A 20,407-nucleotide genomic window follows, 5' to 3' on the forward strand; every position below is an offset into this window, starting at 1 on the left:
CGCTAAACAATATTAAGGGTCTTAATTTACAAGAATCGATTATGAATAGAGATACAGAAATTACTCCATTTGAAGATCGCTCTTCTCAATCTCGTACAACTACTAAAACTCCTAAGATACGCCGTGTATCTACCTCACTAAAATGGGCTGGTCTTACTGGTTTTTGGGTTCAGTTAGTGTTGGGAGTAATTTCTACGGTAATGTTACTGCTAGCAATTACCAATCGTACCGAAACCAGCAGACCTGGTACTGGATTTAGCCTATTTTGCGCCGCCTCTGGATTGATTTGTTTGATTGTGGCAATTTATTTTTCTTTTAGATACGGCAAAATGGCTCAACGCCTTCAAAACAATACCGCTCGTCCCAAAAAATCTACCACAATTAAAACTATTAAAATTGGCTTGATTATCAACCTGGTAGGAATGTTGTTGACTATACTGGGTGCTGAAGCGATCGCTGGTATCGTACTATCAAAAATCTTGGCTTTCGGTCAGGGAGAAGTTTTTGCCGCTCAAAACACCAAAGAATTTGTTAACTCTTTGGATTTATTTATCGTTCAAGCTAATACTAATATCATTGCGGCACATTTTGCAGGATTAACCTCTTCTTTATGGTTGCTCGGTCGCATAACCGAATAAAATTCAGCTACTTTATTTAAATATACATAAATTGTGCAACGTACTCGACTTTATACTTTAATCGATATAACTAACAGACAGTTAGGAACTTTGTTTAGCAATCCCTGGCGCAGAATTGCCCTAAACTTAATTAGTCTGTTGATGGGATTTTTTATGGGTTCGGCAATTGCCACTACTGCGGGACAGGATGCGGTTTGGGATGTGCCAGCTGCAGGTTTTTTATTAATATTTACCGAAATAACCAGCCGTTTAGTTTATTATCGTCGCAATCCAGCACTAAGTCCCAAACCAGTTAGGCGATCGCTAATAATTGAAATTCTCAATTTATTTAAAATTGGTCTTACCTATAGTTTATTTGTAGAAGCATTTAAGTTGGGTTCTTAAAGACAAGCTTTAAGCCTTTGGCCTTTAGCTATGTGAGAAATTGAAAATCTCGCTCGTTAAATGTTTGAGGTTTACAAATCTTAATTGCTCTGGACATTTTTACGGATTACGAATAGAAAATTGAAGGGATAGAATTGAACCGAATTTTATACAAGAGCGACATATTTTTGATGTTACCGCTATATTTATTTGGTGCCTGTAGCTATTTTAGTTTTTTGTTGGTACTTATAGTTGAAGATAAAGAATCATCTCTTAAAGATCCCATTCATTTGACTGTAGCATTATTAGCTTCAATTTTCTGGTTTATCGTAATTCCTCGATCGCTATTAGAACTAAAAGCCAAAGCCGATAAAAAAGCTGAAGTAGATGCTTTTGCGATCGTGCCAAAGTCTATCTCTATAGCTGACGGCGATATTTAAACGTGTAATCGAACTTCCGCTAGCCAGGCGTTGCTAAATTGAAGGAAGAACCTAATTGGCAACGCCTAAAAATTATCTGGAAACAAGCGATCGCTTAAATACTAAAAGAACCAACCGTAAGAGTGCAAGCCTTTACCCAACAAATTGACTCCTAAATAGCACACCCAAACCACTACAAAACCAACCGCAGCCAAAATTGCGGGTTTTCTACCCTGCCAACCGCGAGTAATTCTAGCGTGTAAATAAGCCGCAAACACCAGCCAGGTAATAAATGCCCAGGTTTCTTTGGGATCCCAACTCCAATAAGAACCCCAAGCCTCATTTGCCCAAACTCCACCAGCAATAATGCCGATAGTTAGTAGGGGAAATCCCAAGCCGATGATACGGTAGCTAATATTATCTAACGTATCGGCAAGACTGAGTCGTTCGGGAGAAAGAGTAATTTCAGTCTGAGGGCGATCTAGCACTGCAGTATTAGCAGTAGTAGTAGCAAAAGAGGCTTTATCTAAAGAAGTTTTCAGAGATTTTTGTTTGAGGCGATCGCGAAAGCTGCCAGTTCCTACCGAACTACCTTTAAGCTGTACCTGTTGACCGCGAGTTACGATTAAAAAAGCAATGGAGATTGCAGAACCAACCATTAAGGTAGCGTAACTAAGCATCATTACGCTGACGTGCATCATCAACCAGTTAGATTTTAGAGCGGGTACTAAAGGTGCCGACTGCTGCATTTCTGCTGGTAGAGACAGGGCTGCAAACGCCGTAATTCCCATCGCTACAGGACTAGTAACCGCACCAACCAAGCGCGATCGACTCATTTGTTCGGCAATTAAGTGCATGGTGGTAACTCCCCAAGCCAGGAAAAATAAAGATTCGTAGAGGTTACTGAGAGGAAAGTAACCAGCTTCTATCCACCGCGCACCGAGTAAAACCGCCAAACACAAATTAGCGATCGCCATGCCTGTAGTTCCCAAAATTGCTAAATAGGGAATGCGGGGAAAAACCGCTCCTACCCAGTAAACCAGCATTGTCATCAAGAGAATACCAAAAGAGGTATTATCTAAGAAATTTTCTAAAGAAATTAGATTCATTTAAGTTGTTAATTATAAGTAGCTGTGTATACGATTTTAATTAATTCCAGTCTACATCTAACCATCACAGCAAAATTCGCGAGGGAAATTCTGGTACTCCTCTAACCCCTGGTTGAAGCTGAAAAATTGCCCCTGCCCCCGACCCTTCTTGTGTTCGATAGTCTCCCCCCGCAGTGGTAACATAAACTCGATCGCAGTTGTCACCGCCAAAGATGACGCTGCTAATTTTACGAGCGGGAAAAGCAATTCGTCCGACTTCTTGCCCTTGTGGGTTGTAGCGAAATAAATGACCGCCATTCCAACGTGCCGACCATACATAACCTTCAGCATCTACTGTCAGTCCGTCGGGTACTCCTTCATCGGTCGGTGTAACCACAAAAATTCGGCGATTGCTTAATTTTCCCGTGGCGCGATCGTACTTAAACCGATAGATAATACGGCGTTCTGAGTCAGTAAAGTAAAATTGCTGGCGATCGGGAGTAAAGCCCATGCCGTTGGGCATAATTAACCCATCTAAAATTTGGTGTAGCGAACCATCGCAATCGAGACGATAGAGATGCCCCGATCGCTTTGGAGTTGCTACCGTTCCCGAAAAAACTCTCCCTTGAGGATCGGCGATCGCATCATTAAACCTAGTGTTTCTTTCGGCAGGAATTTCAGCAATTAGCGTGGTAATATTACCTTTATGCCAACGTTGAATCGTTCCCTTGGTTTTAAATAGTAATAACGAGCCGTCAGTCTGAATGGTCATACCCCCAACAGGTTCTCCAGAGTAGATCTGTTCGGTTTTATTATTGTGGGGATAGTGGCGAAAAACTTGCCCCTGGGGAATATCCGTCCAATACAAACAGCCTTCTCGCTCGTGCCACAGAGGAACTTCGGCGTTGTGATGGGGTGCATCAACCAAAATATTTGGTTTCATATCGTTGAAAAATTTATAACTACAAATTCCCGTACGGACGAGGCAATGCCTTGCCTCTACAAACTTCCATTACCAGGGCAAAACTTCACCTTTAGCGTGCCAAAATGTCCCCGTATTGTCTAAATTTAATTCATCGATACGATCCAACAATCCTTTTACCGAAGTTTCGGTAGTAATTCCAGAATCGGTAAAGCCAGTCATGCGCGTTTTTACTAGTCCTGGATGGAGAATTATTACGGCAATGCCCTGGGGTTTTAAATCGACAGCTAAAGATTTACCCGCCATCGATACTGCCACTTTAGACATCCGATAGCCATAAGAACCCCCAGAAGTATTATCTTCAATCGATCCCATACGACTAGTCATAATGGCAATTTTAGAGCCGTCTTTGAGCTTGGGCAATAAAGCCTGAGTTACCCGCAACATTCCCAGAGAGTTAACTTCAAACTGTTTTCTAATACTGGTAAAGTCAAGATTGCTCAAACTAACTCGTTCGACGATACCAGCATTATTAATCAAAACATCTATAGTGCGATCGCCTATTTGTTTTACTAAACTGGCTACTGATTCGTCTGAGGTAATATCTATATCTGCTATGGTTTCTACATCTAGATCTTTAAGTTCGTCGGATACCGAGCGACAAATGGCAATAACTGCATCACCTCTTTTTTTTAACTGGCGACAATATTCTAAGCCAATACCGCGATTGGCTCCCGTTACTAAATAAGTAGACATATTTGTTCCTCTTAATATGTTTTTAGAGCTAAAAAAGTTTCAAGATAAATATTTAGCTAAAAACTGTGTAGTTTCTTGCCAAGCTTTTTCTGCTGCCTTAGCTACGTAGCGATTGCCAGAAGGATTGGCAAAAGCATGACCTGCATTTTCGTAAATATGAAACTCTGATGGTACGTTTAATTCATCTAAAGTCGATTCAAATTCTGTGACTGTAGCGACGGGAATCGAACTATCTTCTGCGCCAAATATTCCTAAAATTGGTACGTTAAGAGTGGCTAATTCTGCTTCAGTCGCCTCACCAATTTGTCCGCCATAATAGATAACCGCAGCATCTAATTCTTCAGGGTATATTAGGGCAGTTTGCAGCGACCAACTACCGCCAAAACACCAGCCAATAGAACCCATAGTTGGTGCTTGCTTTTGTTCGACTAAATATTGATAGGCTAATCTTAAATTCTCTTTGGCTACCTGGGGATTTTCGCTTACAGTCTCGGTAAGCTGACTGGCTTTATCGGGAGAATCTGCCGTTTGTCCGTTATACAAATCTACGGCTAGTACTTGATAGCCTTCACCTGCCAAACGTCTTGCCATTGCTTTAATGTTATTATTCAAACCCCACCATTCGTGGATAGCAATGATTCCAGGTAAAGGTTTGGCTTGGTCTTGAGGGCTGACAAAGTAACCAGTTACAGTTTTTCCATTTGCCGTAGCATAGTCCACTTCTTTAGCAGTTATAGCAACTTTTGGTTCGACACGGGCGATCGCGGTTGGGGTAGGGCGATCGTTTTGATGTACTGCTGCTAAAGATGTTTCCGCGTCTGATGGTATTGAAGATACTACCAAACTAACTACCAGCGTAACTATAAATGCCAATACTAACCCTAATTTTTTACTCCCTTGTTGCTTCATGCTTTATCTCAATGATTCGGACTTTATCATCATACTAGCTACGTTTGAGATTACTTATAGCAAAAGTCAAAAGTCAAAAGTTAAAAGTTAAAATAAGTATTTTTAAGAATGAATCGAAAAATTACTGTTGGCGATCGCGTCAGATTAATTGCGTTACCGCCCTATCTAAAAACAGCAGAACCCATGCCCATGCTTCGCCCTGCTAACTTATTGCAGATTGGCGATGAGGGAACAATAATCGATCGCCGTCCTGGTGGTTATTGGGGAGTGCGTTTTGATAATGGAGCTTTTTTGTTAGAAACTCAGTATTTAGAATCGATAAAATAAAACTAATAGTTAATCATCGCAACTTATGGACCTTACCGAACTCAAACGCAATATAGAAACGATATCTTTACGCCTGGGTCAAACCCAGGAGTATCTTTGACCTACCAGCACTCACGGCAAAAATTAAAGATTTAGAACAGCTAGCTGCCCAACCAGATTTTTGGGACGATAACACCTCAGCTCAAAAGGTGCTGCAAGAATTAAGCGATCTTAAGTCTAATTTGGAACAGTATCTACAGTGGCAAAAAACTTTAGAAGATACCGAAGCGATCGCCGAATTGTTAGAGTTAGAAACAGATGACGCACTGGCAACAGAAGCAGAGAAAAATTTAGAGAAACTGCAAAAAGAACTAGATTTGTGGGAACTACAGCAGCTTCTTTCTGGTACTTACGACACCAAAGGAGCAGTTTTAACTATTAATGCTGGTGCGGGGGGGACTGACGCTCAAGATTGGGCGGAAATGCTGCTGCGAATGTATACCCGTTGGGGAGAACAACAAGGTTATAAAGTCAGACTAGTAGAATCATCTTCGGGAGATGAAGCGGGTATCAAGTCGGCAACTCTCGAAATAGATGGGCGTTACGCTTATGGTTACTTAAAAGCGGAAAAAGGTACTCATCGCTTAGTTAGAATCTCTCCTTTTAACGCTAACGGCAAAAGACAAACTAGCTTTGCTGGTGTAGAGGTAATGCCCAATTTGGGCAATGAAGATATTAATGTAGAAATTCCCGACAGCGATCTAGAAATTACCACTTCTCGTTCTGGTGGTGCTGGCGGACAAAACGTCAACAAGGTAGAAACGGCAGTTAGAATTTTACATATTCCTACAGGTATTGCGGTTCGCTGTACGGAAGAGCGGTCGCAGTTGCAGAATAAAGAAAGAGCCTTAGCCTTACTCAAAGCCAAACTGTTAGTAATTGCTGAAGAACAACGGGCTAAAGAAATAGCTGAAATTCGCGGCGATATGGTAGAAGCTGCCTGGGGCAATCAAATTCGCAACTATGTCTTTCATCCCTATCAAATGGTTAAAGATTTACGAACGGGAACTGAAACAACTGATGTTAGCAACGTTATGAATGGTAGCTTAGAACCGTTTATCGAAGCCTATCTGCGTCAAGAAACTCAATTGGTTTAGAGATTATACGTAATGTGGCGAGACATTGAACATTAAACATTAAAGACTGTTAATTGCTCATTGCTAACTGCTTATTGTTCATCAATAAACTAACTGTTTAGTAAATCCAGATAAATGTTTAGTTTTTGCTTCACCTCGCTCAAAATCTCTAAGTCAATTTGCCCTAAATATTTAATACATCTTTTTTTATCAAAAGTATTGGGTTCAATAGCAATAATAATACTATCCTTATCTAAACCATTAGTTATTGAAGCCTTAACCGTAACTACCACAGGTTCTAACGTGGGATTGGCGATCGCCTTAGAAGTAATAGGTAATAGAGTAACTTTTTTTCTAACTCGATTAAACTCTGAGGCTGAAATAATTAAAGCTGGTCTAGTTTTTTTAATTTCAGTTCCTATTTGCGGTTCAAAATTAACTAACCAGATACTTTCAGATCGATAATCGCGCATTCTTCTTCGTCTTCGTTCCAACCTAAGTCTAATTCGTCTATAGTTTGGGCTGCCTCTATCATTTTGCGTTTAGTTTCTTTGGCTACTTCTTGTTCGATTAAATAACCAAGCAAAGAGCTACGACTACGTTTGGTCAAATGAGGATTACTGTCTACCAAATCATCTAAATGTTTCAGCTTAAGCTCATCCAAATAAATAGATATTTTTGCCATGAATAATTTTTATATCGTACATAGAGTAGCATAACAAAACAAACGTTCGATTATAGTTTCAAGATCGTTTCTTCTGGCTTCAGCTCGGTCAATTTTATACTGCCCTGCCACAGTTGTTTGGCTAAAGAGCGATCGCTCGATTCTTTGGAAGATGCAGTCATTTTAAAACCGCTAAAATATTTTCTTGTGACGTTTTCTAAGTCGCGATCGAGAACCAATTTTGCTAAGGCTTTGCCTGATTGTTTCATACCGTTGACTACTGGTAATAGTTGCAGAATGGGTAAAACAGAATACCAAATAAAACGGGCTACGGGTGGATAATCTTTTGCCAAACCCGAACCAGGCATTAAACCTGGATTAAAAACATTTACCGTAATAGGTTGTTTTTCGGTACTATATCCTGCTTCTGTAAGACGGCGAGATAGTTCGTAAGCGCAAAGAATATTGCAAAGTTTTGAAGTAGTGTAAGCAATTCTTCCAGCTACGTCGATACTTTTATTTTTGAGATCGGGATCTCGTTCTGGTTTGGCAAGCAGCTTGGGATCTCGAAAATGAGGTTCTGGCATACCCGTAATTTTATCTGGATCGTGAGTATCGCTACTAACGAAAATAATTCTGGCTGGTGGAGTTATTTGTTTCAGCAGTAAATTAACTAGCAGAAAATGTCCGAGATGGTTGACACCAAAGGTAGTTTCAAAGCCGTCTTCGGTATAAGTTCGTCTTTGAATAAACTGTACCCCTGCATTACAAACGATCGCGCCTAAAGGAGGAAGTTCTCTTTTAGCAAATTCTTTAGCAAACTGGCGAATAGAGTCTAGAGAAGCCAAATCTAATAACATAGCTGTAATGCGATCGCTGTTAGTCGCTGCTTTTAATTTTTCTACCGCTTGAGTTGCTTTCTCTAAGTTGCGACAGGCAATTATTACCTGCCAATCTTCATTATTAGCAATTTCTTGGGCGCAATAATAACCCAAGCCGCTATTGCCGCCAGTTATAATAACCGTCTTCATTTTGCTTCTCTATCTAAAGTAATTAACTAGATTTATTTATCGTCTCTAAAAAATCTTATGCCAACATCCTTTTTAACCGTTGGCTTTTAACCTTTTTGCTTTCTTTAAAGCTGCTAACATTTGACCCAGAAAAGGTAAACCAATTAGAGCGGGAATAAAGTAACGTGAAGTACATAACAAACCCAAAGCCGCACCCGTTGCTTCGCTAAAATAATCTTGATAAAAATAAATTAAGGCTGCGTCGCGAGTACCAATTCCTGCAAAGGTTAGCGGTAATAAGCCTGCTAAAATTGATAGCGGAGACAAAGCCAAGCTGACAATAAAAGGTGTCCAGGCTTTGAGAGCGATTATGAATAGCCAAATTTGTAATAAATGTAAAAACCAAATAAAAATAGAAGTAGTGGTAATAACTAATAATTGTTTTTTGTCGCTCCAAAAATAACCGTGCATTTCTTGCCAGGAAGCCTGCATTTGCTGTAGCTTTTTACCAATTGCTTTGGGAGTTATGGCAGTAAAAAGATTAAAAAATAAGTTGGCAAACTGCACCGAACCTAATAGTAACAAACCTAAAATTAGTCCAGTTCCTACCCCGATAGTCATCGTCCAAAATAAACTGTCTTTATTAGGATAGAGTAGTAAACCAAACACGCACCACAATAGTAAAGAAAGCAGATCGCAGGCTTTTTCAAATATAGAAATGGCTAATGCCAAAGTAGCACTAAGATTGTGGCGATCGCACATAAAATAGGCTTTGGCAATATCCCCCATTTTAGAAGGCAACACCGCATTTAAAACGCTCGCTCCTAAAATCAAGCGATTGGCTTCGATAAACCCCAAACTCGCACTTTTAGGCATTAGCTGTTGCAGTCGCCAGGAAGTAAATAGAGTTATCGGAATTACCATTGCCAAACTAACTACCATCCACAGGCGATCGCAGTTCTGAAATACCCGTACTAAATTGGGCAAATCTATTTGCGAGTAGATAATTAGAAGAATAGCAACGCTGACTACTATAGATACAAATCGTTTGAGATTCATGAAGTCTTAATCAACAAGCGCGATCGGTTAAAAATTAAGTTTATAGTATCCCAAGTATTGCTTTAGCATTTTCTATTCTTTAACAAGATCGAGCCATACTTTAGATCGGCTATAAAGTGCTATAAGTTGTCATTTGTCCGACAGAAATAATAGGATCGAGCTTTAAAAAACCTTAATGAATCATAAAATTATCAACTTTCCTACTTTTATATCTTGGTTTCGTAAAAGCCGACGAGATTTTTCACGCATACCCGTTTTAATTTGGTTGAATTTTTTAACGATTATCTGTTTGGGACTTCTCAGTATCTATGCCGAAGTTCGCAGTAAAGGACAGGGTATTGAAAACTTGTTTAGCGATCCTTTTGAAGCTAGCGTGTTTTATTTTGGTTGGTTGACTAGCATTTCAGAAATTATGTGGTGTGTGGCGATCGCTATTTGTGGCTTTACTACTGCTTTATTACCCCGTGCGGACTATAGATTTAGAGTTTTCTTGTCTTTTAGCGCACTATTAATGGCTTTGCTGTATTTTGACGACCGCTTCCGTCTGACTTTGATACTTTGCACTTTTTTTGGGGCATATCGAGTAGTAAAAACTACGGTGTATTTAGTCTATGGCTCGTTTTTGATTATTTATGCTAGAGCGTTTCGCCAGACAATTAAGAAAACTCCTTATGTTCCCTTACTAATTGCTTTTTGTTTATTTGCCTTTTCCAGCGCGATCGATATTACCCCTTTAGGTAGTCGCGGTATTCACGCCATGCTAGAAGATGGTACCAAGCTAATTGGTTTGATTAATCTCACGGTTTACTTTTGGTATATTTGTCAGCGAAAGATCGCGCACAAAATAAGGGCGTAGTAAGCACCACGCCCTCAAATTAGTAACAAGTTTAATAGCCGTTATCCCAGACTACAGGAGTTACGATAAAAACTGCGTAACAACGTTGCACCGCAAATTAGCTTGGTCGCTTCTAAAATCCAGTAGCTTACGTGCATTGTAGTCATGGAACCAGAAGTAGCTCCGATAGATTCAAACTGATTTAAAGATAATCCCATCGCACTCATGTGAGGAGTGAGATTGTAGGTATAAACCAAAGCAATTGCCAGTAAAACAGTAGCTAGAAAAATAGATTTGTTGTTAATGTGCATTGTCGAGCGATCGCCATAGCGAAAAACCAGACAACCAGTCAAGACCAAAGCGGCACAAAGTGCTTCAACGTGGTTGAAAGAACCAAAAATTGTGTAGCTAGCACCAGCAAAACCAGGCTCATTCATCATGCCTGCCGACAGCAGCCCAGGAATAATTAGACAATCTAAAACTAAACTACCACTAAGCCAAAAACCTAAAGCAAACATTATAATTGTTTGCCAATTAATTTGTCTCGAAGGACGAGAAGAAACAAAATTCATAAATTTAGAAAAAATATTATTTATTGCATTTCCAGCTTAACTAATAATTTTGGTGTAAAACATCACAAAACGTAAAGTATTTTTAAATTCTTTTTAGTGAGAATGCTGTTGAATATCAGCGATTGAGAAAATAGCTTGAAAATCAATTCCTTTAGACTGATATAATTCTCTACCGCCCTGCTCGCGATCTACTAGAGCAATAATTTTGTCTACTTGATAGCCAGCTTCCTGCAATCTTTCTACCGCAGTCAAAGCCGAACCTCCCGTAGTAACTACATCTTCTAAAACAACTACTTTGGCTTTCTCTGGTAGCTGACAGCCTTCAATATAAGCTTGGGTGCCATGTCCTTTGGCTTGTTTGCGAATAATCAGAGCGGGAAGCGGACGATTGGCAATTGCCGAAATCAGACTAACGGCAGTAACCATCGGATCTGCTCCCAAAGTCAAACCCGCTACTGCCTCTGTATCTGGCGGTAACAAGGAAAACAGCAGGCGACCAATAACCAAAGCACCTTCTGCTCTTAGAGTAACTTGTTTGCCATTAATATAATAAGAACTTTTAGCACCTGAAGAAAGCACAAAATCACCTTCAACATAGGCATACTTTACTAGTAAATCTAAAAGAGTTTGGCGTAAAGTATCGCGATCGGCAGATAAAAGAGATGTTTCCACTGTATCTATATTCACAATTAACTAATAGACTGTGCTTTCGCTAAATCTTCGGCTAGGATCGAGCAGAAGTTTATGGAAATTGTCATAAATGTTTATTAAGTTTACTAAATTAACTCAAATTTTGGCGATGGCTGGTGTTGCTAGCCTATTTTCTCTGGAAACTATGGCTCAAACCGAACCCGAAGCGTCTGTAATTGAAGATTCAATCTCCTTAGAGCAAGCTTTTAAAAAGGCTTACTTTGACCATGCTCGAGATGCTTATTACGAAAGCGGTATTCTGGGACAGTTAAATACTATTCTTGGCTTTAACAGGTTTCCCGAAACTCAAATTCTTTTAGATGGCAAGGCAGTAGATCGCCTGTATCAAGATGCCCTCAACCAGCAAGTAGAGGTGGGAATGCCAATTAAGACTTTAGATCTGCCCAATCCCTATGAAACATCATTAAGAGAGTCTGGAGGCATCGAATAAAATTTAGTATACCTCTTATTTTTTATTTTCTTTGAGTATAATCCAGGGTGCAGGAGTTGAACCTGCCTAGCACGAATTATGAGTTCGTTGCCTAAACCGCTCGGCCAACCCTGGTATTTTTTCTCGCTCGATCATTATATTAGATAAATACCGTTATTTTGACAAAAGAAATCGCTTCTATAGCGGGGTCATTTTTTTAGATGAAGCTAAAATCGACATTACTACTGACTTTAACCTTTTTTTTTCTCATGCTAGCCGCTAGCGTTGCCAGTGCCTTTGTAGGATATATAATGGGCCGAGAAGCACTTAAAGTCGTAACTCAGCCAGATATTCAATCTAGAGAGCGTAGTACGGATAACAAGCCCGCAGGAAAATATAAAGGTTTAGAATTAGTCAGCGAAAGAGAAATTTTAATCGATGTTTACAATCGTACTCACGGTCGAGAGCAAAAAAAAATCGAACAGCAGTCCCAAGCAGTTAGATCGAATAAGATAGTCAGACATGATTCTAAGCCTCAAACCGTTGCCAATTTTACGCCTGTAGACAGCCAATCTAAAGGGTTAACTTTAATGGTATCAAATGCTCGATACGAAGCTGATTCACTATTGCTAGAACTAAATCTTAAAAATGACAGCGATCGTTCGGTTCGCTTTCTATATAGCTTTATCGATCTCATAGACGATCGCAATTTGCCTTTGAGTGCCATTCCCGAAGGTTTACCATCAGAACTACCTGCCGATGGAAAAAATTATCGCGGTAAGCTTGAAATTCCCCAAACATTACTCGATAACAGTAAAAGTGTTTCATTAACCTTGACTGATTATCCCAAACGGGAAATAGAACTACAATTGAATAACATTCCTATAGTTAGATAGATAGCAACCCGTTATTGAAAATTAGATTGAGAATGTTTGATGTAAGTGGTACGAGTACTTTTTTCAATCGCTAATTAATTGATGGTCGAGCGCAACTTTTTTCTAACTTTCTTTGGTGTTTTTCTCTTAATCGCGATTAATGCTTTTTTCGTTACCGCAGAGTTTTCGATTGTCTCAGTCAGGCGCTCGCGTATAAGCCAATTAGTTAAAGATGGAGATATTCAGGCACAAACAGTTCAATCTTTACAGAGAAGCATCGAGCGTTTGTTGTCTACTACGCAGTTGGGTATTACTCTATCGAGTTTGGCTTTGGGGTGGGTGGGAGAAAAAACGATGGCGGTTTCTATTGCTTCTGCGATCCGCAGCCTAGCCTTACCGATTGGACTTTCTGAAGCACTAGCCCATTCTTTTGCCGTTCCAATTTCTTTTTTACTTTTAACCTATTTACAAATAGTATTAGGAGAACTATGTCCCAAATCAGTGGCTCTACTCTACCCAGAACAGTTAGCCAGGTTTTTTGGTGCTCCTAGTATAGTTATCGCTCGCATTTTTAGTCCTTTTATCGCCATTTTAAATTGGTCTACTCGTTGGTTTTTGAGGCTTGTGGGTATAGAATACAGCGGGCAGGGATGGTATCACCAAGTAACCTCTGAAGAATTACAGTTAATTATTGCTACCGAACGAGAATCTACTGGTTTAGAAGCTCAAGAAAGGCAAATAATTAAAAACGTATTTGAATTTAGAGAAGACACGGCAGTCAAAATTATGATTCCCCGTCCCGATATTAAGTTTTTGACTGTCGATACTACTATTAGTGAGTTACTGCATACAGTAGCCAGTCAAGGATATTCCCGTTATCCTGTCATTGATGGCTCTTTAGACGACATTCGTGGTGTTGTCGATTATAAAAATATAGCTGCTGCTTTAGCTAAAGGACGCTGGCTCGATCGCTCGACAATTAAATCTTGGGTCGAACCAGTTAGCTTTATTCCCGAATCAACTTCTTTATATGAGCTATTGCCTTTAATGCAGCGATCGCAGCAAAAGATGATTGTAGTTGTCGATGAGTTTGGCGGTACGTCGGGACTAATTACCCTGCAAGATTTGATCGACGAAATTATTGGTGACGTAGGTAATTCCGCAACCACACTTACAGGTTCGCCAATTAAAGTTGACGAAAATACCTATATCGTTCCCGCTCAAATGAATTTGGAAGAGGTTAACGAGCAGCTAGAGTTAGATTTACCTCTAGCCGAAGAATACAATACACTAGGCGGTTTCTTACTGTATCAATGGCAAAAAATCCCCGTTCAAGGAGAAAAACTCAACTACGATAATCTCGATTTTATCGTTACTGCCGCTAAAGATAATCGTCTCGATCGCATTACCGTACGCCGTAATAACTAGAATGTAATTTAAGCTTTAGGGAAAAAAGGAGACTTGGGGACTAAGAGATTTCACTTTACTAAAGAAATCTCTCCCCGTCTCCCCGTCTTTTATTAATTGCTACTTGCTACTTACAGCAATTTTCATATTAATTAAGTGCAAATTTAGAGCGAACGAGAATCGCTGAATCCCTAGTGCCTAGTGCCTGACTAGTCCAAAGTGTACCTCATCCAACTAAAAACTGCTGTATTTATCTACCCAACTTATTAGGAATTCCCTCACAGCCTCCAGGAATCGTGGCTCTCGTTTTTTCTCCCCCCCAAGCACAGCAATAATACCTTTGTTCGGCACTAAGTCTTTTAACTCCCGAAAGATTGGCTTTTTCAATTACCACTCCAGTATTTTCTCCCGTTTTATAATTTGGCGAACCTTTAATACTGCGTGGAGAAGCAGTTTCTAGTTCGCCATAATACAAACGAGTGCTTTTGAGATCTGCCCCTGCCAGATTGGCTTCGTATAGTACGGTACGAGCTAAATTGGCTTTGACCAAATCGCAATGACTGAGATTGGCTCTTACCATGTTGGCATCGCTTAAATCCGTCCAACGTAGATCCTGACCCACAAGACTTGCTCCAGCTAACATCACTCCTAAATCGATTACTCTGGTTCCGTAAGGGCGATCTTCAGCATAACCACCGCTGCCGTCTAGCATCGGTCTACCCAGGCGATTATCTCTTTGTAGAGGTGTTAGCAAGCGCGATTGAGACAAAAAACGAATTATTTTGGCTTTTCCCCCTTCATCAACACTAGAAACAATTGAGGCGGTTCTACCTTCGGCGATCGCTCTTTCTTGGGGCCAGTCTTCTAACAATCCTTCTTCGTTGAGGGTTAGGTCGGAAATTCCCTGAAAATAAGCATCGATGGTTTGCTGTTGGGTGATACGGTTTTGTTGAATCGTTAGATCTTTGGAAATAACGTACTGCGCCCAGGCGACATATACTGCCAGTATGGCGATCGATATTTGACCTACAGCTGCAACCCAGTCTGCCCAAGAACCGAACTCATCGTATTTAAACTGAGTCAACCAATCGCCAACGCGACGATATACGCCTAGATAGTTAAATAAACCTGCCAGTGCGGCAGTGAAGCCAATAAATGCCAACAGCGTTCGTCTTTCTTGAAGAGTCAAAAATTTGAGAATCCAGACTCGAACCGAGTTAAAAACTACGCCCAGGGAAAATAATAACGCCGCGATCGCACCAGTTACTCCCAGCCAGGAAAATTTTAGCCACAACCCGACCCCCATCACGGCTACCGAGAGTAAAATTAGCTGTGATTGGGAAAAGCGAAATTTGCTGGTAGGACTGGGAACGACTATTTTTTTGGGATTCTGACGTTCGTTAGAGGATGGCGATTCAGACTCTACTAATGAAACAGATTTGGAGTCTGTATTTGGCGCATCTTTGCCATTTTCAGTTACTTTTGCTAGAGCGTTATCCAAATTATCCTGAGAAGTATTTGAGCGATCGTTCATCCTTGCTGATAAATTTTATAATATTTTCAACTATCATACTCAAACCACGACCTAGCAGCATTCTACTAATTACCGATTGCTGTAAAAAATAGGCATTGCATCGTAATCGGATAGTTAAGATTAGTAGAGACAGAAATACCTCACGAGAGTAAGTTTTTTACTTATCGGCGTTTATTTTTTTGGAACTTGGGAAATTAGGAATTTAATCCAAAGGAATAAATTAGAAGAAAAATCCTTCTGCCTTCTGCCGTCAAAAGCAAAGCCTTATTGACTCACCAAGTTCCCGTTTCCCAGACTGAAATATTAACCCGATTTTTAGAATCGCGTCTGATCTGTCCGCTACGATTCCCCACTGTAAAGGAACTTAAATCGGTCTGGCGTGAATAGACGCTTCTAAGCTTATCTTTGACTACTGCAGGTGCTTCACCGCCTAAAAGTTTGGCTAAAGTTTCCTGCATTGCTCCCAAACTTAGCTCTGGGTCTAAAGCAATATCTGTTTGATGTATATTACCTTTATTATCAGAACGATAGCTAAGATTGACTCGGTCTGGAACGATATCTCGATAGACTAAGATTTGGCTGCCTTCTTGTCCCCTACGGTCTTGCTCTTGAAACGTTGGTTCTCCTAAAGTACTAACTAATTGGCTTTCTGATGTTCCCGTAGTCAAAATAGGAACGTCGATCTCTGGTTTCGGTTGAGAATTTACTACTACCTCTGGCGGTTGAGATTTGGTTTGTTTGGCAATTTCAGGTTTTTCTGTCTCGTTTTCTGCTGCTGTTTCTGATTCTGGTTCTAGTTCGGTTTCTCGTGCTTCCGCTCGCCGATTGCTTTTGGCTTTGGGCTGCCTGGTTTTTACTTTTGCTTCTAAATCTTCTAAAGGAGGAAATCGAATTGTTTCGGTTTCTGGGTCTGGTTTCTCTAATTCGGCTGATGTCGGTTCGGGACGCGATCGCCACAAGCTGGATACGGCATAAAATCCTACAGAAAATGTACCGACTGCTACGCCTACGGCGATTAGCACAAACCATAGGACACCCGCCCACCAGCTACGCTGTTGGGTTTTTCTGCGCTCGGGCACGTCAATACCTACAGTATGACTGTAGTTTTCTGAAGCAACACCTACAGTACCTGTATGAGCGGGAGCGACTCTGAGGGTAGCCCCTGTAACTCGTTCGGTTGCTCCTGAAGACCTCAATGCCGCTAGCATTTCTCTGGCGGTAGAAAAGCGATCGCGAGGATGCAGACGAATGGCGCGGTTAATGATAGCAACTAGCTCTTTATCTACACGTTCGGCATGTTCTTGCCAAAGAATTTCACCATTACGAGGATCGCTGTCTAAATCTTGAGGAGACTTACCCGTAAGCAAAAAAATGGCAGTCAGTCCCAATGCATACAAATCGCTGGAGTAAACGGGGCGACCTACAGCTTGTTCTGATGGCATATAGCCAGGAGTACCGATAGCGGCAGAATAAATACTGCTGTGGCGATCTACCGTAGTAACAATTGCTTCTTTTACCGCTCCAAAATCAATGAGAAAAGGAGTTTTTCCTTGAAGAATAATATTTTCTGGTTTGAGATCTCGATGGATGATATGACGACTATGTACGTAATCGAGTACGGGCAAAAGCTGTAGCAAAATTTGTCTGACTTCTTCGGGACGTAAATTGCCTTCCTGTTGCCAATACTGCTCTAAAGTAAGTCCGTCAATCCATTCTTGAACTAGATAAAATTTGTCGGCTTCGGAAAAATAAGCATAAAGTTGGGGGATTTGCGAATTGCCCTCTCCTAATTCTTCTAAAATTGCTGCTTCACGCTGAAATCTTTCCTTCATCCAGGGGGGAATTTGAGGCTGGTTTACCACTGGCTTGAGTTGCTTGAGGACACACTTTCTTTTTGATGGCATGTGGGTATCCTCAGCCAGATAAGTCTCGCCAAACCCTCCTCTACCGAGAGTTTCTAAAATGCGATAGCGGTTATTTAGAAGTCCAACTTTCATACAGCTATAGATGGCAATAGTTTTGGGAAGTAACGTCCCATCGCCGACGACTACAGGTTATTTTAAATCGAGTAATCCGCGCTCTTTGAGTTTGGGATTAAAACGAATATCCATTGTAACTCCACGTTCGCTCAACCGCTTTTTTATTTCGGCTTCAACTCGTCTCGCTACTCGTTTTAAAATCTTAGTCTGTTCCAATTCGCTACTTTGTTGATACTGTGCCTTTTCCTCGTCTGTCATATTTGGTTGGGCATCAATCGGCTCAGTCCAAATATGTTTGGCTTCGGCATTGCCCACTGGAGTTGCGCCATTTTCGGCAATCCAGGCGGCAGTAGTTTCTTCTAAAATTTTTCTGCTCAGGCGATCGATTGGCTTAACTTTCAGCCAGTAGCAATTTTGGGGTTGACGTACTAAATGCTGTTTGAGACTAAGATAGATGTCGCGAGAAAAACCGACATACTGAAGTTGTTTGTGGCGATCGAAGATTGCATAGGCACCAATGGTTTTTTGAAAATCTTCGTCAATGCAACCATTATCATCTAAATACTCGATATATTGCAGACTAGAAAGCGATGTAGCTGCTGTTTGTGCGGTCATAAAAAATACTCAGTTAAACTTTGCGATAGATGGCACAGAGGCGATTGGGTTTGAAAATTTTGGCTTGAAACATAAAAGTAGGAGGAACGTTGATGATTATGTAATCATCTGAAGCGTGATATCTTTCGTACTCTACGGGCATACCTTTAGGTGTTTTCTGACTGTAGGGTACGGGTTGAAATAATTGGTTAATAAACTCTAATTTATTCTCTTTAAGACTTTGAGTAATCTGGTTGACAAACGTTTCATTAGTTAATAAACCAAACAAAATATTTTTAGCTTCGGGCTGGAGAGTAAAGCTGGTATCGTAATTTTGGACAATTTTCAAAGCCATATTTTACTATTTGCCATAACAAAGGACTGATGCGATCGTAGCAGACATCACTTAGTTAATTACCGAGTGTTAACTTTCTTATATTGACAACAGTTTTCGGTGGTTATTTAGTTGGCAAATAGTCTCATTCTTAGTTTCTGCTGCTGCATTTGAGCTAAATCTATTTGTGGCGTACAGGAACTCATCTCGTTTATGGTCATAGACTTTGCCTTTAGATACACAGTTGCGATCGCCTCCGATAGAGAAGTCAAGATTTGTTGCGAGTTAATGTGTCCGATCGCGCCCAAACGAATTGCCGCGCCCAGCAAACCAGTAGTCAAACTATGCAGAAACGCGATCGCGGCTTCTGACTCGGTCAAACCTGCTACCCTACTAACTACAGCAAAAACAGTTGGCTGCAAACAGTAAATCTGCTTGGTAGCCGTAAGTTGTTTTAAGCTTTCTAACCACACGTCTTGCCAGGTAGAGCTTGCAACCATTAGTAAAGCGCGTCCGCTTTTAATTTGAGCCTCGCGATTAGTCTGAATTAGGGTTCGGGTAAATAATTCCCTGTCTGCCGTTTTTATGGCTTCCAGGTTATTGCTTAGAATACCTCGGTAGGCGTGAATTAACGCCACTAAATCGCAAGTGCCAATCTTATTGTGCAATAGTATGTCTAAAAACTGTTTGACATCTTCTGCTGTAGTTACTAAGCCGTTTTGCACTAATGATTCCAAACCATGAGAAAGAGTATAGGAACCAGAAGGAAAAAACGAATCGGATAACTGCATCAAAGCAAGCTGGCGGTTAATTTTATTCATTTCTACTTACGAGTCGCGTTTACCTTCAACCATAAGCTGCTTTTTTTCCCATGCTAAAGCACTGCTAATAATTTGCTCCAAACTATCATAACGAGGTTGCCAACCTAAAATCCGACGAATTTTATCTGCGGCTGCCACTACACAGGCAGGATCTCCAAGTCTTCTAGTTGTTTCGGCGATCGCAAAATCTCTTCCTGAAACTTCTCTAACTTTCGCTAAAACTTCACGCACGCTATAACCCCTACCATAACCGCAGTTGAAAATCTGGCTATCTGTTGCCGTTTCCAAATATGCCAAAGCGTTAACATGAGCGTTGGCTAAATCTTCTACATGAATATAGTCACGAATACCCGTACCGTCTGGAGTCGGATAATCGGTACCAAAAATACAAACAGAAGGACGAACACCCAAAGCAGCATCACAAGCTATTTTAATTAAATGAGAGGCATTATTAGACTGTCCGATTTTGCCAGAGCTATCAGCTCCTGCAACGTTGAAATAACGCAAAATTACATATTTCAAGCTTGAAGTTCGGGCATAGTCTCTAATAATAGTTTCGCTCATTAGTTTGGAGCGTCCGTAGGGATTTACTGGTACTGTCGGAAACAATTCGGTAACGGGATATTCTTGAGTTTCGCCATACACTGCTGCCGTACTAGAAAAAACTAGCTTGTTGACTTCAAATTGCTGACAGCAGCGCAACAAATTGACTACGTTACAGGTATTATTAGCATAGTAAGCGAGAGGCTGTCTGATTGATTGGGGAACGGAAATATTGGCAGCAAAATGCAGCACTGCGTCAAAGCGATATTTAGCAAACACTCTGGTTAACGACCTAGTGTCTTTAAGTTCTCCTGTAACTAATTCTCCATATAATACCGCCGATGGCGAACCTGTAGAGAGATTATCGTATACTACGATATCGTAACCAGCTTCTCCCAATTTTTTGACTGTATGAGAACCTATATATCCCGCGCCACCAGTAACTAAAATTTTGCCCATGTTTTATATTTTATTTCGTTCGTCAGCACTCAACGTTGAAGGTGTTTGACATTGCTTTTTATAT

The 20,407-nt window shown here is 40.6% G+C and carries 25 protein-coding genes and 1 tRNA gene; 9 read left to right on the forward strand and 17 right to left on the reverse strand.

Going from position 1 to position 20,407, the window contains the following annotated elements:
- Nucleotides 1–41: 41 nt before the first annotated feature.
- The 3 genes from KV40_RS20895 (at nucleotide 42) to KV40_RS20905 (ending at nucleotide 1,441) form a co-directional block, all read left to right on the forward strand.
- A complete protein-coding gene (locus tag KV40_RS20895; RefSeq protein WP_072013864.1) occupies nucleotides 42–638 on the forward strand; it encodes a DUF3611 family protein in 597 nt (198 codons plus the stop codon).
- Nucleotides 639–671: 33 nt separating this feature from the next.
- Nucleotides 672–1,022, forward strand: coding sequence for a DUF565 domain-containing protein (locus KV40_RS20900; protein ID WP_036485677.1), 351 nt, complete (start codon nucleotides 672–674; stop codon nucleotides 1,020–1,022).
- Between the two features lie 170 nt (nucleotides 1,023–1,192).
- Nucleotides 1,193–1,441 (forward strand): hypothetical protein, encoded by a 249-nt coding sequence (locus tag KV40_RS20905; protein WP_036485678.1) that lies wholly within the window; start codon nucleotides 1,193–1,195, stop codon nucleotides 1,439–1,441.
- Nucleotides 1,442–1,542: 101 nt separating this feature from the next.
- Here the strand turns inward: KV40_RS20905 and ccsB are convergent, their stop codons facing one another.
- From ccsB to KV40_RS20925, 4 genes are all read right to left on the reverse strand, one after another.
- Nucleotides 1,543–2,529, reverse strand: coding sequence for a c-type cytochrome biogenesis protein CcsB (ccsB, locus tag KV40_RS20910; RefSeq protein WP_036485679.1), 987 nt, complete (start codon nucleotides 2,527–2,529; stop codon nucleotides 1,543–1,545).
- Between the two features lie 64 nt (nucleotides 2,530–2,593).
- Complete coding sequence (locus KV40_RS20915) at nucleotides 2,594–3,451, reverse strand: SMP-30/gluconolactonase/LRE family protein (RefSeq protein WP_036485680.1); 858 nt, start codon at nucleotides 3,449–3,451, stop codon at nucleotides 2,594–2,596.
- A 69-nt stretch (nucleotides 3,452–3,520) separates the two neighbouring features.
- Nucleotides 3,521–4,186, reverse strand: coding sequence for an SDR family oxidoreductase (locus KV40_RS20920; protein WP_036485681.1), 666 nt, complete (start codon nucleotides 4,184–4,186; stop codon nucleotides 3,521–3,523).
- Between the two features lie 39 nt (nucleotides 4,187–4,225).
- The gene (locus tag KV40_RS20925) at nucleotides 4,226–5,095 is read right to left on the reverse strand and encodes a dienelactone hydrolase family protein (RefSeq protein ID WP_036485682.1); all 870 of its coding nucleotides are present in this window, start codon (nucleotides 5,093–5,095) and stop codon (nucleotides 4,226–4,228) included.
- A 108-nt stretch (nucleotides 5,096–5,203) separates the two neighbouring features.
- Between KV40_RS20925 and sipA the strand changes: the two genes are divergently transcribed.
- Together sipA and prfB are read left to right on the forward strand one after the other, a co-directional pair.
- Nucleotides 5,204–5,422 (forward strand): regulatory protein SipA, encoded by a 219-nt coding sequence (gene sipA, locus KV40_RS20930; protein ID WP_036485683.1) that lies wholly within the window; start codon nucleotides 5,204–5,206, stop codon nucleotides 5,420–5,422.
- 25 nt (nucleotides 5,423–5,447) lie between these two features.
- A protein-coding gene (prfB, locus tag KV40_RS20935; protein WP_156114108.1) for a peptide chain release factor 2 occupies nucleotides 5,448–6,558 on the forward strand; the annotation gives its coding sequence in 2 pieces (ribosomal slippage) (nucleotides 5,448–5,519 and nucleotides 5,521–6,558; 1,110 coding nt in all).
- 89 nt (nucleotides 6,559–6,647) lie between these two features.
- Here the strand turns inward: prfB and KV40_RS20940 are convergent.
- From KV40_RS20940 to KV40_RS20955, 4 genes are all read right to left on the reverse strand, one after another.
- Nucleotides 6,648–7,010, reverse strand: coding sequence for a type II toxin-antitoxin system PemK/MazF family toxin (locus tag KV40_RS20940; protein ID WP_036485685.1), 363 nt, complete (start codon nucleotides 7,008–7,010; stop codon nucleotides 6,648–6,650).
- Nucleotides 6,977–7,222: a hypothetical protein gene (locus KV40_RS20945; RefSeq protein ID WP_036485687.1), complete on the reverse strand. Its 246-nt coding sequence runs from the start codon at nucleotides 7,220–7,222 to the stop codon at nucleotides 6,977–6,979. Before KV40_RS20945 ends, KV40_RS20940 begins: the two co-directional genes overlap by 34 nt.
- Nucleotides 7,223–7,272: 50 nt before the next feature.
- The gene (locus KV40_RS20950; RefSeq protein ID WP_036485688.1) at nucleotides 7,273–8,232 is read right to left on the reverse strand and encodes an SDR family NAD(P)-dependent oxidoreductase; all 960 of its coding nucleotides are present in this window, start codon (nucleotides 8,230–8,232) and stop codon (nucleotides 7,273–7,275) included.
- 72 nt (nucleotides 8,233–8,304) lie between these two features.
- On the reverse strand, nucleotides 8,305–9,270 hold the full coding sequence (locus tag KV40_RS20955) for a lysylphosphatidylglycerol synthase transmembrane domain-containing protein (protein ID WP_036485689.1): 966 nt from the start codon (nucleotides 9,268–9,270) through the stop codon (nucleotides 8,305–8,307).
- Between the two features lie 175 nt (nucleotides 9,271–9,445).
- Between KV40_RS20955 and KV40_RS20960 the strand changes: the two genes are divergently transcribed.
- The gene (locus KV40_RS20960; protein ID WP_036485690.1) at nucleotides 9,446–10,126 is read left to right on the forward strand and encodes a hypothetical protein; all 681 of its coding nucleotides are present in this window, start codon (nucleotides 9,446–9,448) and stop codon (nucleotides 10,124–10,126) included.
- A gap of 41 nt (nucleotides 10,127–10,167) precedes the next feature.
- Here the strand turns inward: KV40_RS20960 and KV40_RS20965 are convergent, their stop codons facing one another.
- Together KV40_RS20965 and pyrE are read right to left on the reverse strand one after the other, a co-directional pair.
- Nucleotides 10,168–10,677 (reverse strand): hypothetical protein, encoded by a 510-nt coding sequence (locus KV40_RS20965; protein WP_036485691.1) that lies wholly within the window; start codon nucleotides 10,675–10,677, stop codon nucleotides 10,168–10,170.
- Nucleotides 10,678–10,770: 93 nt separating this feature from the next.
- Complete coding sequence (gene pyrE / locus KV40_RS20970) at nucleotides 10,771–11,364, reverse strand: orotate phosphoribosyltransferase (protein WP_036485692.1); 594 nt, start codon at nucleotides 11,362–11,364, stop codon at nucleotides 10,771–10,773.
- 73 nt (nucleotides 11,365–11,437) lie between these two features.
- Between pyrE and KV40_RS20975 the strand changes: the two genes are divergently transcribed.
- A complete protein-coding gene (locus tag KV40_RS20975; protein ID WP_036485693.1) occupies nucleotides 11,438–11,818 on the forward strand; it encodes a hypothetical protein in 381 nt (126 codons plus the stop codon).
- A 41-nt stretch (nucleotides 11,819–11,859) separates the two neighbouring features.
- Here KV40_RS20975 and KV40_RS20980 read toward each other — a convergent pair.
- Nucleotides 11,860–11,932, reverse strand: a tRNA-Ile gene (locus tag KV40_RS20980).
- 86 nt (nucleotides 11,933–12,018) lie between these two features.
- Here KV40_RS20980 and KV40_RS20985 point away from each other — a divergent pair.
- Complete coding sequence (locus tag KV40_RS20985) at nucleotides 12,019–12,693, forward strand: hypothetical protein (RefSeq protein ID WP_036485694.1); 675 nt, start codon at nucleotides 12,019–12,021, stop codon at nucleotides 12,691–12,693.
- An 81-nt stretch (nucleotides 12,694–12,774) separates the two neighbouring features.
- Nucleotides 12,775–14,100 (forward strand): hemolysin family protein, encoded by a 1,326-nt coding sequence (locus KV40_RS20990; RefSeq protein WP_036485695.1) that lies wholly within the window; start codon nucleotides 12,775–12,777, stop codon nucleotides 14,098–14,100.
- A 229-nt stretch (nucleotides 14,101–14,329) separates the two neighbouring features.
- Here KV40_RS20990 and KV40_RS20995 read toward each other — a convergent pair whose 3' ends face one another.
- From KV40_RS20995 to galE, 6 genes are all read right to left on the reverse strand, one after another.
- A complete protein-coding gene (locus KV40_RS20995; RefSeq protein ID WP_036485697.1) occupies nucleotides 14,330–15,613 on the reverse strand; it encodes a pentapeptide repeat-containing protein in 1,284 nt (427 codons plus the stop codon).
- A 272-nt stretch (nucleotides 15,614–15,885) separates the two neighbouring features.
- Nucleotides 15,886–17,610, reverse strand: coding sequence for a serine/threonine-protein kinase (locus KV40_RS21000; RefSeq protein WP_036485699.1), 1,725 nt, complete (start codon nucleotides 17,608–17,610; stop codon nucleotides 15,886–15,888).
- A gap of 57 nt (nucleotides 17,611–17,667) precedes the next feature.
- Nucleotides 17,668–18,207 (reverse strand): GIY-YIG nuclease family protein, encoded by a 540-nt coding sequence (locus KV40_RS21005; RefSeq protein ID WP_036485701.1) that lies wholly within the window; start codon nucleotides 18,205–18,207, stop codon nucleotides 17,668–17,670.
- 13 nt (nucleotides 18,208–18,220) lie between these two features.
- Entirely contained in the window at nucleotides 18,221–18,541 is a 321-nt protein-coding gene (locus KV40_RS21010) for a hypothetical protein (RefSeq protein WP_036485703.1), read from the reverse strand.
- 107 nt (nucleotides 18,542–18,648) lie between these two features.
- Nucleotides 18,649–19,341: an urease accessory protein UreF gene (locus KV40_RS21015; protein WP_036485705.1), complete on the reverse strand. Its 693-nt coding sequence runs from the start codon at nucleotides 19,339–19,341 to the stop codon at nucleotides 18,649–18,651.
- Nucleotides 19,342–19,347: 6 nt separating this feature from the next.
- On the reverse strand, nucleotides 19,348–20,343 hold the full coding sequence (gene galE, locus KV40_RS21020; RefSeq protein WP_036485707.1) for a UDP-glucose 4-epimerase GalE: 996 nt from the start codon (nucleotides 20,341–20,343) through the stop codon (nucleotides 19,348–19,350).
- Nucleotides 20,344–20,407 lie beyond the last annotated feature (64 nt).

This window comes from Myxosarcina sp. GI1, assembly GCF_000756305.1.
Taxonomy (GTDB): domain Bacteria; phylum Cyanobacteriota; class Cyanobacteriia; order Cyanobacteriales; family Xenococcaceae; genus Myxosarcina.